Source organism: Agrobacterium sp. 22-223-1 (genome assembly GCF_053522385.1).
In genome coordinates, this window is the sequence record NZ_JBNWCN010000002.1 from 642,522 (window position 1) to 657,193 (window position 14,672).

Genomic DNA, 14,672 nt, shown 5'->3' on the forward strand with positions numbered 1-14,672 from the left:
CCAAAAAATAAGGAATTTCAGCGTGGACATGAACTTGAAGCTGTTTAGGGAGTCGCCCACGAACGTGCTTGAATCGCCTTACTCCAGTGAGATCGGACGCGGCGTTCGGGAAAAAGCCGCTGATCTCGTTCCCCTGTTGCGCAAGAATGGGTTGGAGGGTGAGAAGCTCGGCGCCCTGAGTCGGGAAAGCCTGCACGCGCTTAACGATATCGGCGCATTTCGTCTTACGCTGCCGACGGATTTCGGGGGTTATGCACTCGGAGCGCGTGACGTGGTCGAGATTGTCAGCGAAATCGGTCGCGGCGATGGTGCCGCGGGCTGGATCGTGTTCGTGGCGGGTGGCCTGCGCAATATTATCTCCTTTCCGGACGATGCGGTCCGCGAGATCTTCGGCGAAGGGCAGAATTGGGTCGGACCGCTTGCCGCGGGAGCCTCAATCTTTGCGACCAAGGTTGGCTCCGCCCGCCGCGTCGACGGGGGCTGGATGCTCCGTGGCTCATGGCACTTCGGCAGCGGCTGCAAGCATGCAAAATGGATTGCCGTTGGCGTCGATTACGAGCGTGCCCCGGGACAGATGAGCCGTGCAATGGCCATCCTTCAAGCAAACCAGGTCGAGATCGTCGACAACTGGCATGTGATGGGAATGAAGGCGACCTCATCGAACAGTCTCACGGTAGAAGAAGAGCAATTCGTTCCCGATCGACGCTTCATGGACATGCGTGATTTCCCGATGAGGATGGATGAAACGCGCCGTCGCTATAATGGCCTCGCCAGCAAATTCGATGCGCGTGGCCTCATGCTTCTCACCAACCTCACTCACATGGCGATTGTGCTTGGGATGGCTCGGGGCGCATTCGAGTGCTACGTCGAGATGGCCAAGAAGCAGCAACCCTTCAATTTGCCTTATGCAAAAGTTGCGGAAATGGCCTCGACGCAGGTCTGCGCGGCCAAGGCCTACGCCATGATCAAGATGGCGGAGGCGGTTGCCCACCGCAGCGCCGACATTCTCGATCGCCACGCACTCGAAGGCATCGAAATCACCAACGGCCAGGAACAGGCAATGATGATGGAGTCCGTCTACGCGACGAACTCCCTCGATGCCGTCCTCAGCATGCTTCAAATCAGCATCGGGTCGGCGACCGCGAGCGAAAACAATCCAGTGCAGCGATTTGCCCGCGATGTGCGCGTCGCTCTGCTGCATGGTGCGGTTCGTCTCGACCCGACGGCAGAAATTTTCGGGAGGCAACTTATGGGGATTGAACCATTTCCGATGTTCGCGGGCGGTCTTCCAGACCGGTCGGCACCCGCATCGGTCGCATAAATTCGGCGCTTGTGCGGTAGGAGGCCGCGCAAGCAGCAACTCGGGAGGAGTGAGTTTTGGAACAGGGAGTAGGAGCGCGCGCGGTCGGCAGGCCGCCTGCGGCGCGTGGATTTGAATACAGCGCGGACGCCTGGAGGGTTCTCGGCGCACTTTGGCTGGTCGTGCTTTTGGTGGTGGCGGTGCCAAGCGCTGGCATCGCCGTAATTAACGCCCGCATGATCGCAGATCTCGATCTCGATCGTTCAGTCTTTGGTTTGGGATTCGGACTGTTCGTTATGATGATGGGCTTCCAGGGGCCGGTCGTGGCGATATTCATTCAAAAGTTCGGATATCAACGCACCGTTACGTTCGGCTGTTTCGTCCTGCTTATCGGGTCCGTTGCAATGGCGTCAGTCGTCAACACCGGCTGGCAGTATGTCATCGCGTTCGGAGTGGTCGTCGGGACCGGCGTATGCGTTGCCGGCATGCTGCCTGCGCAAGCGGCTATTGCGCGGTGGTTTCATGTCCGCCGCGCCCTGGCAGTCTCGGTCGTGCTTTCGGCCATCGAGTTTGGTGGGTTCCTGTCGCCGCCGGCCCTTGACCGCCTTCTGGCGGTCTCGGACAATAACTGGCGCCTCGGCTGGTGGGTGATCGCAGGCCTCGCCGCCGTCGCCTTGCTTACCGCCCGGTTCGCCCTGATCGAACGCGATGTTGAGCGGCTTGTAGCTGAGAACCCAACGACCGTTCAGACGAGGGGGGAGACTGCTGTTTTCAAGAGCCAGATCCACTGGCCCCTGAAAGAGGCGGTCAGAAGCAGGGCATACTGGCTTATCCTTGCCTACATGAGCGTCGCCGGCGTGGCTTGGGTTTTCCTGATGGCGCACGGCGTAGTCCATCTCCAGGACATCGGCTATTCGTCGGCGGACGCGGCTATGGCCATGGCCATCACAATCGTCGCCTCCTTCATCGGCAATATGACGGCTGGTTTTCTGGGGGACCGCATGTCACCGGCAATCATCGCTGCAGTTAGCATGGTGCTCGTCACGCTTGGCTTCTTTCTGCTGAGCCATCCGGAGGGCTTTGCTGGGATACTGCTTTACGCCGTGCCTGCGGGGATCGGTTACGGTGCTTCGCAGGTCTGCATCATGGCACTTCTGGGAAACTACTTCGGGCGAGAATCCTTCCCGTCGATGTTCGGTTCGATGATGCCGGTTTCCACGCTATGCGCGGCATCGGGAGCGGCTGGCGCCGGAGCGATTTTTGACCGGACCGGATCTTATGCGCTGATGTTCAACATCATTATCGGCCTTTGCGTCGTTGGCGCGCTCGCGGTGCTGCTGGCCTCGCCGCCCAGGCCGATGAGCATTGAGGGAGATCGTGCCGGGGGAGCAGGCCGATGAGAGAATTTATCGACATGTGGGAGGGGAAAATGCGCATTCGACTTGGTTGTGCCGCCTCGATTGTTCTTATGACTGCAGCTGTCGCTTGTGCAGACGACGATGGTCTTGCCATCGCGGTTCCGCCAGTTAATCCGATCGGCAGCGCCCAGGAACCCATATTCGTCGGACCATTGTCGGACGCCGGCAAATGGCTCCACGACAGTGGCATCGATATTCACCTCGATTATGTGGACATCTACCAGAACGCACCATCTTTTGGATTCGAGGGAGGATCTTCCGCAAATTACGGAATGTTCGTCTTCGGGGCCACGGGTAACCTGACGCCTGACCTGAGGATCAAATGGGTCGAAACAATCAACTACCCATCATACAACACCGACAATTATCTCTTCGATCTGTCGAACGCGTTTTTTCCGGTACCCGTTGTGGATTCACGGACTGATCTGACGCGCCTGACGGTCGAAGCCGATCTCCTTGATGACCGGCTTCAGATCGAGGCGGGCAGAATGGGACTCGGACAAGACTTCATGACGCGGGGTTTTTGCGGGGGGCTCGGATGTCTGAACTCGACGCTGGCAACAACTCTCAATATGCCGGGGGAAGCGCTTTCGGTTTGGGGTGCGCGCGCAGGCTATCATTTCACGCCCAATACCGCGATCGGTTTCGGGATCGTTGAGGACAATCCAGACAACTGGCAGGAGGGAAATGGCTGGGACTGGGGCAAGGGTGATGCCGAGGGCGTAATTGCGATCGCGAACCTCACACACCAGGAGTCGTTTTTTGATAATCCGAATCCATTGAAATTTGAGCTTGGTGCCTATTATCGCTCGACGCGTTATGAGGATGCTCTCTACAATTCTGGCTGGGGCAACCCGACCTTTGGGCCGGCACCCACCATCGTCGAACACGAAGGCACGACCGGCGTCTACGGACAGGTCCGTAAAGTCGTCTGGAGCGCGCCGGGCGCTGGGCCCGTTCCGGAGAACATCGCGCTCTATGGCGGATTGTTTCACACCTTCGGCGATGGTCAGGCCTATCCTTGGGAGGCCTATGCGGGGGTCGAATATTCGGGCTTCTGGGCAGAAAATCCGGTCGCCACGATTGGCGCGTCGATCCATTACATCGGGCTGAGCGAAAAGCGAGCGGAATACGAGAGGAATGCGCGGCTGTTCTTTTCCGGCATAGATGAAAAGCAGCCGCGGGATACGTTCATGTTCGACGTCCATGGAAGCGTTGGACTTTTCGAGCACGGTGTTCTCGATCTCGGCGCCGCCTATATCGTCAACCCCAACACGTCTGTGCTCGCAGATTATTCCTCCGGCCGACAGAAAGACGGCTTTGTCTTCTATGCCACCCTTGCCTTCGACATCAGCGGCGGCCTTGGACTCTCCCCGTTGCGCCGGCCGTGAGGACGTCGTTGCTGACCACAAAGGACAATGTCATGGAACATGAAAACAAAGAACAGCTGGAACGCAACAAGCATCTGGTTCGGGAATTCTATCGTCGGGTCTTCGATGGTCAGAACCCTGATGCTGTGAAGGACTTCGTGACTGAGGACTACCGCCAGCACTGCGACCATATACCCAGCGGTCTGTCTGGGCTCGAAGGTTTCGTGAGGACGATTTTCCCGAACGGGCCGGTGCCAGAACCCGCGGAGATGCTTATTCCTCCGGCATTCGTCGTCGCCGAGGGAGACATGGTTGTTGTCGCTGCCTGTTTGCCTCAACCGGAACCGGACGGCAGCGGCAAAACCTACGATTATTTCATTTTCGATGCCTTCCGCGTTCGTGGCGATAGGCTTTCCGAGCACTGGAGCAGTGTGAACAAGATCGCACCCCCCAAGCATTGATACCACGCACAACAGCCTCGATTGGGAGTACCAACATATGAAGCTTTACCAAGTCCCCGGAACCTGCTCGACCGCATCACGGATCGTTCTGGAGGAGGTAGCGATTCCGGTCGATCTCGTAAACGTCGATCTGCAGACCAAGAACCTGCGGGACGGAATGAGCTATCTGGACGTCAATCCCAAAGGACAGGTTCCGGCGCTCGTTCTCGACAGCGGCGAGGTCCTTACCGAAGGCGCGGTGATCATGCAGTATGTCGCCGACCAGGCACCGGCTTCCGGGCTTTTGCCGCCACCGGGCGATTTCAACCGCTATCGTGTGCTCGAATGGACGAACTACATCGCAACCGAGTTGCACAAGACCTTCTCGCCGCTCAATCGGCCCAACACGCCGGTGGAATATCGCGACTTGACGAAAACGACCTTCCTGCCCCGGGTTTTCGGTGTCATCGACACTCGTCTCGCCAGTAGCCCTTATCTGGCCGGGGAAGCGTTCACGATCGCCGACGCCTACGCGTTTGTGGTGCTGGGCTGGGCGAAGAGAGCCGAACTTGATCTCTCGGCCTGGCCGGCAATCGTCGCTTATTTAAAGCGCATCGGCGAGCGTCCCTCCGTCAGAAAGGTACTGAACACGGCGACCTGAGGCCCGACACAATTCCGAGCGGCGAGCCGCAAGGCTCGCGACCCGGCTACATGCAGGCAGAACCTGCATGCTTCGAACATCTCCGACAAGTTTGTGGTCTCCGCATAGCAGGGTGCGGGGAGGGTTGTTTTGCGGACTCTAACGCGAAAAAGCACCACGGGAAAAAATTCATTCATTCAAGAGAAGGAACCGGAATGACATACCTAATTCGACAGATGGGACATGTGGTCATCTCTTCGCCCGATCCGGTCGGCGCTGCGAAGGACCTTTGTGACGTCGTCGGTCTTCGCATCACCGAGCAGGAAGGTGACAGGGTTTATCTCTCAAGCAACGACCGGCATCACGAGGTGACCTACGTCAAGGGCGACGGCAAGGCGATTGCCTGCGGGCTGGAGGCCGTCAGTCCAGATGCGGTCGACGAAGTCAAGCGGAGAGCCCTGTCCGATGGACTCACCGTGCTCGACGACACACCGCTCGGCAAGCACTACGATAAGGCCGTTCGCCTGATCGCGCCGGGAGGTAGTATCTTCGAGGTGCATACGCCGATCGCTCGCAATCAGCCACGTCGTTATAACTATTCGACGCCCGGTGCACGGCCCCGCCGCATCGAACATATCAACTCATTTGCGCCGGATACCCAGGCCTTCGGCGAGTTTTGCGAGAAGGTGCTTGGCATGAAGCTGTCGGACCAGACCGGGGAAGATGGCCTGCGTTGGTATCGAGCCGAGGACGGGTTTCACCACACCATCGCCATGGGGCCGGGGGAGAGCGGCCTTCACCATTACGCCTTCGATCTCCACTCGCTCGAGGATCTGGCGGCAATCGCCGACAATCTCACCCTTAAGGACAGGGCGCTGGTCTGGGGCCCGGGTCGGCACGGCGCCGGCGGCAACATCTTCACCTACTACGCCGACCCGCATGGCTGCCTGGTCGAAAATTCGATTGAGCTGGACCGCATCGATAATGACGCAACCTACGAGCCACGCACCTGGGACATTTCCGAAGGTCTGGCCGGTCGCTGGCTCAATCTGTGGGGCACACCTCCCACACCGGAGTTCCTGCGTCCGGGCATCGCCTTCGACCCGGATTTCTGAGCGTCTGGATTTCAGAAGCGGTCGCCGGTTGTTCATGTGCGGTTGAGGGAGGAAAGTCATGACAGAATACGATGTCATCATTATCGGCTATGGACCGACAGGCAAGGTACTTGCCCGGCAGCTTGTCGACGTCGGGCACACTGTGGCGGTCGTGGAGCGCTGGCCGCAGGCCTATCCGTTGCCGCGTGCGATCGGCTACGACCACGAGATAAAGCGCATTTTCCACGCTCTTGGCATATCCAGTGAAGTCGCCGCCATCTCCCGGGAGATGGGTCATTACGTCTGGTACAATGAAGACTGGAAAGCGTTGATCGATATCGACGAGACCCGAGAATCGATCTCCGGCGGCCCGACCGGATATACGTTCAACCAGCCCGACCTTGAACAGATCCTTCACGAGGATCTTCTGCACCGCGACGGGATCTCCTATCACCTCGGCATGGAGGCCGTCGCAGCACACGACGCAGATGATCATATTGAGGTCGAGCTGGCCCGATTCGACGCGCAGACCCTGACCATCGATCATTCAGAAACACGAATGCTGACCGGCCGCTATCTGGTTGGCTGCGACGGAGCCAACAGCTTCGTACGCAAGATGATGGATGTATCCGTTATCGACCATGGGTTCGATGAATCCTGGCTCGTCGTCGACGTCAGGCCACACGATCCGGACAAGCTCTCCATTCCCAATGCGGCTCAGTGGTGCAACCCGGCACGCCCCACCACGATCGTGCCAAGCGGTGTGCGCAACAGGCGCTGGGAATTCATGCTTCGCTCCGACGAAACGCCCACGCAGATGTGCGAACCCGACAGGGTTTGGGAACTTTTATCCCCATGGCTTTCACAAGAAGACGGCGAGCTCATCCGCAGCGCGAGCTATCGATTCCGCTCGCTGCTTGCGGGTGGCTGGCGGAAGGGCCGGATGCTGATTGCCGGTGATGCCGCCCATCTCATGCCACCCTTCATGGGGCAAGGCATGTGCGCCGGATTGCGCGATGTTTGGAATCTCGGTTGGAAGCTCAACCGGGTCCTCGACGGTTCCGCGCCAGAAAACCTGCTCGACACCTACGAGGCCGAGCGTTCTCCCCATGTGGACGCCGTCATCAGAATCTCGATGGCGATGGGACAGGTGATCTGCGTCCCCGATCCCGAAGCAGCTCGCCGCAGGGATGAGGCCTTTTTTGCCGGAAACCTGCCGCCACCGCCGGCTTTCCCGCCGTTGTCCGGTGGCATCATAGCGCGAGACGGTGATGGTAAGCCCATCGGCGGCGCCGGTGAACTTCTCCCGCATGACGATCTGGCGCGCGGCGATATTCGGGTTCGTCTCGATGATCTGGTCGGCCGGGATTTGGTCTTGGTCACACGCATTGCGGTCGATGACGGGCGACTGGAAAGACTTGGCATCCGCCAAATCTTTCTCGGCGAAGCCGGCTGGCGGGATATCAACGGGCGCCTCACTCACTGGCTCGATAGCCGTGGTGCTGTCGCCTACCTCGCGCGACCGGATTTTTACGCTTTCGGCACCGCTGCCAATACCGATGAGATCGATACCTTGCTTGAGACCGTTGAAGGCATGTTGGGGGGAAGAGAGCATGTTCTCAATGAAGTCGCATAGCGCCACCGTCGCACTGATATTTGGGCATATCGCCGGGATGATCGATCTTGCGGCCTTGCCAGTATGGGTGGGGACGCTCTCGGCCGGCTTCGGGTTCGGGAACACGCATGCGGGCGGACTGGTTACCGCATTCCTGCTCGGCGTCGTGCTGGCAAGCCTCGGAGTAGCGCGAATGTTCCACAAACTCCCCGGCCATTTGCTGGCGCCGGGTGGCTACGGCGCAAGTGCAGTCTGCTTCGTTTTGATGTCACAGCTTCCGCCGGGGTTCGGAACGTTCCTCGTCCTGCATGCCCTTGCCGGTATGGCCACGGGAGCGGCGCTTTCGTCAACGCATGGAACAATGGGACGGACGGCCAATCCTTTGCGGATCTTTGCGCTCGGCTCGGCCGGATTCGGCGTCTTCGCGCTCGTATTTCTCGGGACCGCGCCAGCGGTCATCGCCCAAAGCGGGCCTCCAACCTTTTTTATGATCCTTGCCGCGATCATGGGAACGGCGGCGCTCGTGACGTCGATATTCTTCCCCAGGCAGCAGGCGGGGACGGAAGTCCAGCACTATACGGCCGCTCGCATCCCTGCCGCCGCTTGGCTTGTAACCATTGGAGTGATGCTGATGAACTTCGTCCAGGCCCTGACCTTTTCCTATGTGGAAAGGATCGGCATGGCGAGGGGCTACGGCGAGGGAGAGGTTCAGACAGTCCTCCTGTCGATCGGGATCGTCAATATGTTCCCGGCATTGATCGCCGCCGCGCTCCAGAAGCGGTTACCGCCGCTTGTAGTTGGCATTGCCGGCGCCGCCGTTCAGGCTCTTCTTTCCGTTCTCATCACCGGGTCGAACGATTTCCTGCTGTATGCAGTGCCGTCGCTCTTCTTCGCTGCGGTTATGATCTTCACCCACACATTTCTGTTTGGCTTCCTCGCCAAGGTCGATCCCTCCGCTCGGGCTGCGGCCGCTACGCCTGCAATGACGATGGCGGGCTCTGCGATCGCGCCTCTCCTGGGTGGCGTCCTGTCGGATGTGATCGGCTACCATGCCATTGGCCTAACGGCCGCCGTGGTCGCCTGCGTGACCGTGGCGCTGTTCGCCCGGGCCCGTCTGTCCACGCGCGTGATCCAGCAGGCCGGGACAACGTGACATTTGCTGCCTAGACGCTTTCAAGGAGATCAAAACATGGGCTTCACACCAAACCCCGATCATCGCTACCGAATGCCTGTCGTTTTCGGGCCGGCGGTAGGTCCCCGCCAAAGGCCCGGCGGCGGCATGTGGTCACTGGAAGAAACCGGCACGATGAATGCGGAGTGGATGGCGATCACATATCGCACCGACCCCGAGAAGCTGGCGGCTCTTCTTCCGCCTGGCATGAGCTTGCGAGGCGAACCACTGCTCAGCGTTTCCTGCGCCTGGTTCAAGAACCTCTACTGGCTTGCCGGTCGAGGTTACGGAATTCTGTCGCTTGATTTTCCGGTTACTTATCAGGGTAAAACCGAGACCCTTGATGGCTCTTTCTGCCCGGTGATCTGGGAGGGCCAACCTGAGGCGATCCTGACCGGCCGCGACGAGATGGGCTTCCCGAAACTCTTTTGCGACATGCCCGAAATTGCCTGGGACCGCGAAAAGGGTACGGCTTCATGCGAGACGTCCTGGTTCGGCTTCAAGTTCTTCGATATCGCGCTCACGGATATGGTGGAGGATGATGCCCCCCCGAGCCTGCCCGGTTCGGGCGGTGGCGCGGCCATGTACTATAAATATGTGCCCCGCACGAACCCGCGCAAGGGGGGTGGCGCCGACGTCGCCTATGTCACCACACCGGCGCCGCGGCCAGGCGAAGGGCGTCCCGACGCCATCAGTTTCGAGGGCTACGACTTCAAGCGGTGGAGGGCCAACGGCAGCTTCAATTGGCACCGCGCCACGTTCGAGCAGCTCCCGACTACCTTTCACATCGTCAACACCATTGCAGACCTCCCATGTCTCGAAATCGTCAGAACCGAGATGGTCGCCTTTTCGGGCCCTGGCATCGGTGTATCCGTAAACAGCATCCGGCCGGTCGAACCGGCGACAGAGTAAACAGGAAAAAGATATGAAACTCGCCAGATTTGCGGTCGAAGGAAAAACCAGGCTCGGGAGGGTCGAAGGCGACTATGTCTTCGATCTCACGAATGTCGCGCCAGACCTGAATGGCTCCATGAAGCTCTTGATCGAAAGGTTGCACGAACTGCGATCTGCCATTCAGTCCGTGAATGCGCCCTGTTTCCAGCTATCCGAAGTACGTTTGCTTGCGCCGATCGATGATCCCCGCAAGTTTCTGGCCATCGGGATGAACTACAAGGCTCATGCGGAGGAGGCTGCCGCCGCAGGGATCGCGACGCCGAAGTCGCAGCTCTGGTTCAACAAGCAGGTCACCTGCATCAATGGGCCCTTCGACGACATTGTGATCCCGAACGTCTCCGAAAAAGTCGATTACGAGGCCGAACTGGGTTTCGTCATCGGAAGACGGTGCCGGCATGTCAGCCGCGAGGACGCCCGGTCCGTTATTGCAGGCTATTTCGTCGCGAACGACGTCACGGCGCGTGACTGGCAGTTCCGCTCGCCCACCTATACGCTCGGCAAGAGCTTCGACACGCACGGTCCGATCGGGCCGTGGATCACCACCGACGACGAGATCGCCGATCCTCACAATTTGACCCTTACGCTCTCCCTCAATGGTGAAGAGCGCCAGCGGACCTCGACTGGCGACATGATCTACAACATCTGGGATCAGATCTCCTACCTCTCAACCGTGATGACCCTCGAACCGGGCGATATCATCGCAACCGGAACGCCGTCGAACGTGGGAATTGCGACAGAAACGTTCATGAAGCCGGGGGACGTCGTGCGAGTGGAGGTGAGCGGCCTCGGTGCAATCGAAAACCACTTTGTCGCCGAATGAGGAGAAACGACATGAACGTAGATCTTTTGATTTCCGGAAGCAGCGTGCTCGCGTCACAAAACAAGACGTTCCAGCGGCTTAACCCCTATAATAACGAGGTCGCTTCAGTTGTAGCCGCCGGCTCACCGGAAGACGCGATCGCCGTGGTGCGCGCCGCACACGGGGCCTTTCCTGCTTGGTCTGCAAAAGGTCCGCATGAGCGACGAAAGCTCCTTCTCAAGGCGGCGGACCTTATGGAGCAGCGCTCCGGTGATTTCATCGCGGCTACCACCGAGGAAACGGGTGCGACTGGACCTTGGGGCTCCTTCAACGTTGCCGTTGCTGCGAAGATGCTGCGAGAGGCGGCATCAATGACGACCCAGATTACCGGGGAAATCATCCCCAGCGAGAAGCCCGGCAGCATGGCAATGGCTGTCCGCCAGGCAGTTGGAGTGTGTGTTGGCATCGCTCCCTGGAATGCCCCGGTCATTCTTGGTACGCGCGCAATCGCCACGCCTTTGGCCTGCGGCAATACGGTGGTTCTCAAGGCATCCGAGATGTGCCCCCGAACCCATCGGATGATCGGTGAGGTGCTGAATGATGCAGGAATTCCTGCAGGTGTCGTGAATGTCATAACGAATGCTCCCGAGGATGCCGCCCGCGTCGTCGAAGCGCTTGTTCGGGCGCCGGAGGTGAAGAGAGTGAATTTCACGGGTTCGACGCGCGTCGGCCGGATCATCGCAAAGCTGTGCGCGGAGGAGCTCAAGCCTTGCTTGCTGGAACTTGGTGGCAAGGCCCCATTCATCGTGCTTGACGATGCGGATGTCGAGGCTGCGGTCAATGGGGCGGCGTTCGGGGCTTTTATGAACATGGGCCAGATATGCATGTCGACGGAGCGCATAATCGTCGTTGAAAGCATCGCTGACCAGTTCACGAAGGCGCTCGCTGAGAAAGCCGATAAACTGCCCGCGGGTGACCCCAATGGCCCGAATGTTTTGGGGGCGTTGGTGAGTCTCGAGGCTGCGTTGAAGATGGACGCAATTATTGCGGACGCTTTGGACAAGGGCGCCAAAATCGTCGCTGGCGGCAGGCGGAATGGGGCCGTGGTCGAAGCGACTGTCCTCGATCATGTCACACCGGCGATGCGCATATATAGCGAGGAGTCCTTCGGACCGGTCAAACCGATCATCCGTGTGAAGGATGTGGAGGAAGCTGTCGCAATCGCAAACGACACCGAATATGGTCTTGCCGCTTCGCTCTATACGAACGATGTCACGGCCGGCTTGAGAATCGCGGCGCGCATAAAATCCGGCATTTGCCATATCAACGGACCTACAGTTGCCGATGAGCCGCAGATGCCTTTCGGCGGCGTCAAGGAATCAGGCTGGGGACGGTTCGGTGGCAAAGCCGCGATCTCGGAGTTCACGGATCTTCGGTGGATCACCATCGAAGATCCGAAGCAAGGCTATCCATTCTAATTAAGCCAGACCGCATTCCACGTGTTTGCTCGGCCGGTGCCTGGCCCGCATCGCGCAGGCTGCCGGACTATTTGCCGGCCGACCGGGACGGCTTGGTGACCGAGAGGTCGCTGAGCCGGACCCAAGCCACCCGCTATGACGTTGTTTCGTTCGCAAAGGTACCGCCCAGATCCGGAGAGGGAGATGAAAAAAGTCGTTGTAAATCCACAGGAAGCTCTGGCCGATACGTTGTTCGATGGAATGACAATTCTGGCCGGCGGCTTCGGTGTCTGCGGTATTCCCACCGTTCTTATCGAGGCAATACGTCAGTCGGGCGTGAAGGACCTCACAGTTATCTCGAACAATGCCGGCATCGACAATTTCGGACTCGGCATCTTGCTGGAAAGCGGTCAAATCCGAAAGATGATTTCTTCCTATGTCGGCGAGAACAAGCTGTTTGCCGCACAGTTCCTGTCCGGCGCACTCGAACTCGAATTCAACCCCCAAGGAACCTTGGCCGAACGGATTCGAGCAGGCGGTGCCGGAATTCCTGGGTTTTACACGAAGACAGGCGTTGGAACGGTTGTTGCTGAAGGCAAGGAAACGCGGATGTTCGGCGATGCCGAGTATATTTTGGAAACCAGCCTGACCGCGGACCTCGCTATCATCCATGCGTTCAAAGGGGATACCGAAGGTAACCTCGTCTATCGAAAAACCGCGAGGAATTTCAATCCCGTGATGGCGACCGCGGCTAAAGTGACCATTGCGCAGGTTGAGCACCTTGTGCCTGCGGGGACTATTGATCCCGACGGCGTCCATACACCCGGCATCTACGTACGGAGGGTACTGCAGGTGCCGAATCCTGAAAAGCGGATCGAACAACGGACCGTTCGGCCCAAATCGCACAAGGAGGTTGCCTGACATGGCGTGGACCCGCGAACAGATGGCTGCGCGAGCCGCGCGTGAACTGAAAGACGGCTTTTACGTGAATCTTGGGATCGGTATACCCACACTGGTCGCAAACTTCATACCGCAAGGGGTGCGGGTGACGCTCCAGAGCGAGAACGGAATGCTTGGGATGGGGCCGTTTCCCATCGATGGAGAAGAAGATGCCGATTTGATCAATGCCGGCAAACAAACCATCACAGAGGTCCCAAAAAGTAGTTACTTTTCGTCGGCTGAGAGCTTTGCAATGATCCGGGGCGGTCATATCGACCTGTCTATCCTTGGTGCAATGCAAGTGTCCGAAAGGGGCGATCTTGCCAATTGGATGATTCCGGGCAAGATGGTGAAGGGCATGGGTGGCGCCATGGATCTCGTTGCCGGCGTCAAGCGCGTGATCGTATTAATGGAACATCAGGCTGGTGGGGTGCCCAAGCTTCTGGAGGAATGCACGCTCCCGCTCACAGGGCGTCGGGTTGCCGATCTGGTTATCACCGATCTCGGCGTCTTCGAAATCGATCGAAAGGGTACAGCGGGGATGTGCCTTATCGAGTTGGCACACGATGTGTCCCTGGCCGAAATTCGATCAAAAACGCCCCCGTCGTTCCACGTTCGCCTCACTTAGCAGCACCGTTCATATCCGCAGGTTTACTCGGCGCCAAAGATTTTCGGAATCGTCTTGCGGCTATATATGCGGCGGCGTCCGCATGATCATATGTGGCCGGGACTGAGAAAAATAGCTTTCGGCTGGAGATAAATCATGTCCTGGTTTGATAAAAGCCGCCAACGCAAACCAAACGCAGCAGCCGGATGTCTTCCGTTCGAAAACTAAGTCGCAACTCGCGATTCAAGCTCCAGAGCTGCGATCTGGTGTCGTCGCTCAGGTAGTGGAGATCAGCTGAACCTCCATACGTCGAGCTCCATTTCTTCGAGGCCCACACCCCAACGTGGCTAGGTCCCATCAACGTTTAGACGCCGAATGCTCCGTGCCTTGAGATAGTGCCAGGCGGAGATCCACCGGTGTGCGAATACTTCGGCTAACGTGTTAGCACAGTCTTATCGTTTCGAAGCTAAGCTGTACCACTGACGAATTGGGGGGTATTCATGCTGTCGATCAGGAACGTTCTCACAATGGTGTTTTTACTATTCAGCCTTGCACTGTGTATACTTTGTGGCAGCGCGCTGAACGCTTCCTATTCCAGTTTCCGCACCTACAGCACCGTGTCAGCCTATACAGCCGTCAACCGCGCGGTTTTTGACATCCTTCTTGGTTACCGTCTGGAGCGGGGTCACAGCGTGACGATTCTCGAGGCGACGCTTGAGCAAGGACGCGCCCGACTTCAGGATGTCCCGGTCGATCGCGCAATGGTCGATCAGGGAATGACGGCTCTCAGAATGGCTGGAGCTGCGATACAGTCGGCCGAACTCGCCGGTTCCTTGAAGAAGATCAACTATTTCTAGGGAGAAAACGA

At 58.5% G+C, this 14,672-nt stretch carries 14 protein-coding genes; all 14 read left to right on the plus strand.

The features are described 5' to 3' along the window. The first annotated feature begins 28 nt into the window (after positions 1–28). The gene (locus ACQZ60_RS15105; protein ID WP_149622558.1) at positions 29–1,321 is read left to right on the plus strand and encodes an acyl-CoA dehydrogenase family protein; all 1,293 of its coding nucleotides are present in this window, start codon (positions 29–31) and stop codon (positions 1,319–1,321) included. Between the two features lie 56 nt (positions 1,322–1,377). Then, positions 1,378–2,700 carry an MFS transporter gene (locus ACQZ60_RS15110; RefSeq protein ID WP_149622414.1) on the plus strand — a complete coding sequence of 441 codons (1,323 nt, stop codon included), beginning with the start codon at positions 1,378–1,380 and terminating at the stop codon, positions 2,698–2,700. Next, positions 2,697–4,109, plus strand: a complete 1,413-nt coding sequence (locus ACQZ60_RS15115; RefSeq protein WP_236760051.1) for a carbohydrate porin — start codon at positions 2,697–2,699, stop codon at positions 4,107–4,109. The genes ACQZ60_RS15110 and ACQZ60_RS15115 overlap by 4 nt, the downstream gene beginning before the upstream one ends. 32 nt (positions 4,110–4,141) lie before the next feature. Next, a complete protein-coding gene (locus ACQZ60_RS15120) occupies positions 4,142–4,549 on the plus strand; it encodes a nuclear transport factor 2 family protein (protein ID WP_149622415.1) in 408 nt (135 codons plus the stop codon). Positions 4,550–4,586: 37 nt separating this feature from the next. Next, on the plus strand, positions 4,587–5,189 hold the full coding sequence (gene gstA, locus ACQZ60_RS15125; RefSeq protein ID WP_149622416.1) for a glutathione transferase GstA: 603 nt from the start codon (positions 4,587–4,589) through the stop codon (positions 5,187–5,189). A 194-nt stretch (positions 5,190–5,383) separates the two neighbouring features. Then, a complete protein-coding gene (locus tag ACQZ60_RS15130; RefSeq protein ID WP_149622417.1) occupies positions 5,384–6,283 on the plus strand; it encodes a VOC family protein in 900 nt (299 codons plus the stop codon). A 58-nt stretch (positions 6,284–6,341) separates the two neighbouring features. Continuing rightward, positions 6,342–7,898, plus strand: coding sequence for a bifunctional 3-(3-hydroxy-phenyl)propionate/3-hydroxycinnamic acid hydroxylase MhpA (mhpA, locus tag ACQZ60_RS15135; protein ID WP_149622418.1), 1,557 nt, complete (start codon positions 6,342–6,344; stop codon positions 7,896–7,898). Beyond that, the gene (locus tag ACQZ60_RS15140; protein WP_174057911.1) at positions 7,876–9,030 is read left to right on the plus strand and encodes an MFS transporter; all 1,155 of its coding nucleotides are present in this window, start codon (positions 7,876–7,878) and stop codon (positions 9,028–9,030) included. The genes mhpA and ACQZ60_RS15140 overlap by 23 nt, the downstream gene beginning before the upstream one ends. A gap of 36 nt (positions 9,031–9,066) precedes the next feature. Next, entirely contained in the window at positions 9,067–9,960 is an 894-nt protein-coding gene (locus ACQZ60_RS15145; RefSeq protein ID WP_153315413.1) for an acetoacetate decarboxylase family protein, read from the plus strand. A 13-nt stretch (positions 9,961–9,973) separates the two neighbouring features. Next, positions 9,974–10,822 (plus strand): fumarylacetoacetate hydrolase family protein, encoded by an 849-nt coding sequence (locus tag ACQZ60_RS15150; protein ID WP_149622420.1) that lies wholly within the window; start codon positions 9,974–9,976, stop codon positions 10,820–10,822. A gap of 11 nt (positions 10,823–10,833) precedes the next feature. After that, positions 10,834–12,279 (plus strand): aldehyde dehydrogenase, encoded by a 1,446-nt coding sequence (locus ACQZ60_RS15155; protein ID WP_149622421.1) that lies wholly within the window; start codon positions 10,834–10,836, stop codon positions 12,277–12,279. Positions 12,280–12,462: 183 nt separating this feature from the next. Further along, on the plus strand, positions 12,463–13,179 hold the full coding sequence (locus tag ACQZ60_RS15160) for a CoA transferase subunit A (protein WP_149622422.1): 717 nt from the start codon (positions 12,463–12,465) through the stop codon (positions 13,177–13,179). A gap of 1 nt (position 13,180) precedes the next feature. Continuing rightward, positions 13,181–13,825, plus strand: a complete 645-nt coding sequence (locus tag ACQZ60_RS15165) for a 3-oxoacid CoA-transferase subunit B (protein ID WP_425624132.1) — start codon at positions 13,181–13,183, stop codon at positions 13,823–13,825. 479 nt (positions 13,826–14,304) lie between these two features. After that, entirely contained in the window at positions 14,305–14,661 is a 357-nt protein-coding gene (locus ACQZ60_RS15170; RefSeq protein ID WP_149622424.1) for a hypothetical protein, read from the plus strand. Positions 14,662–14,672: the final 11 nt, after the last annotated feature.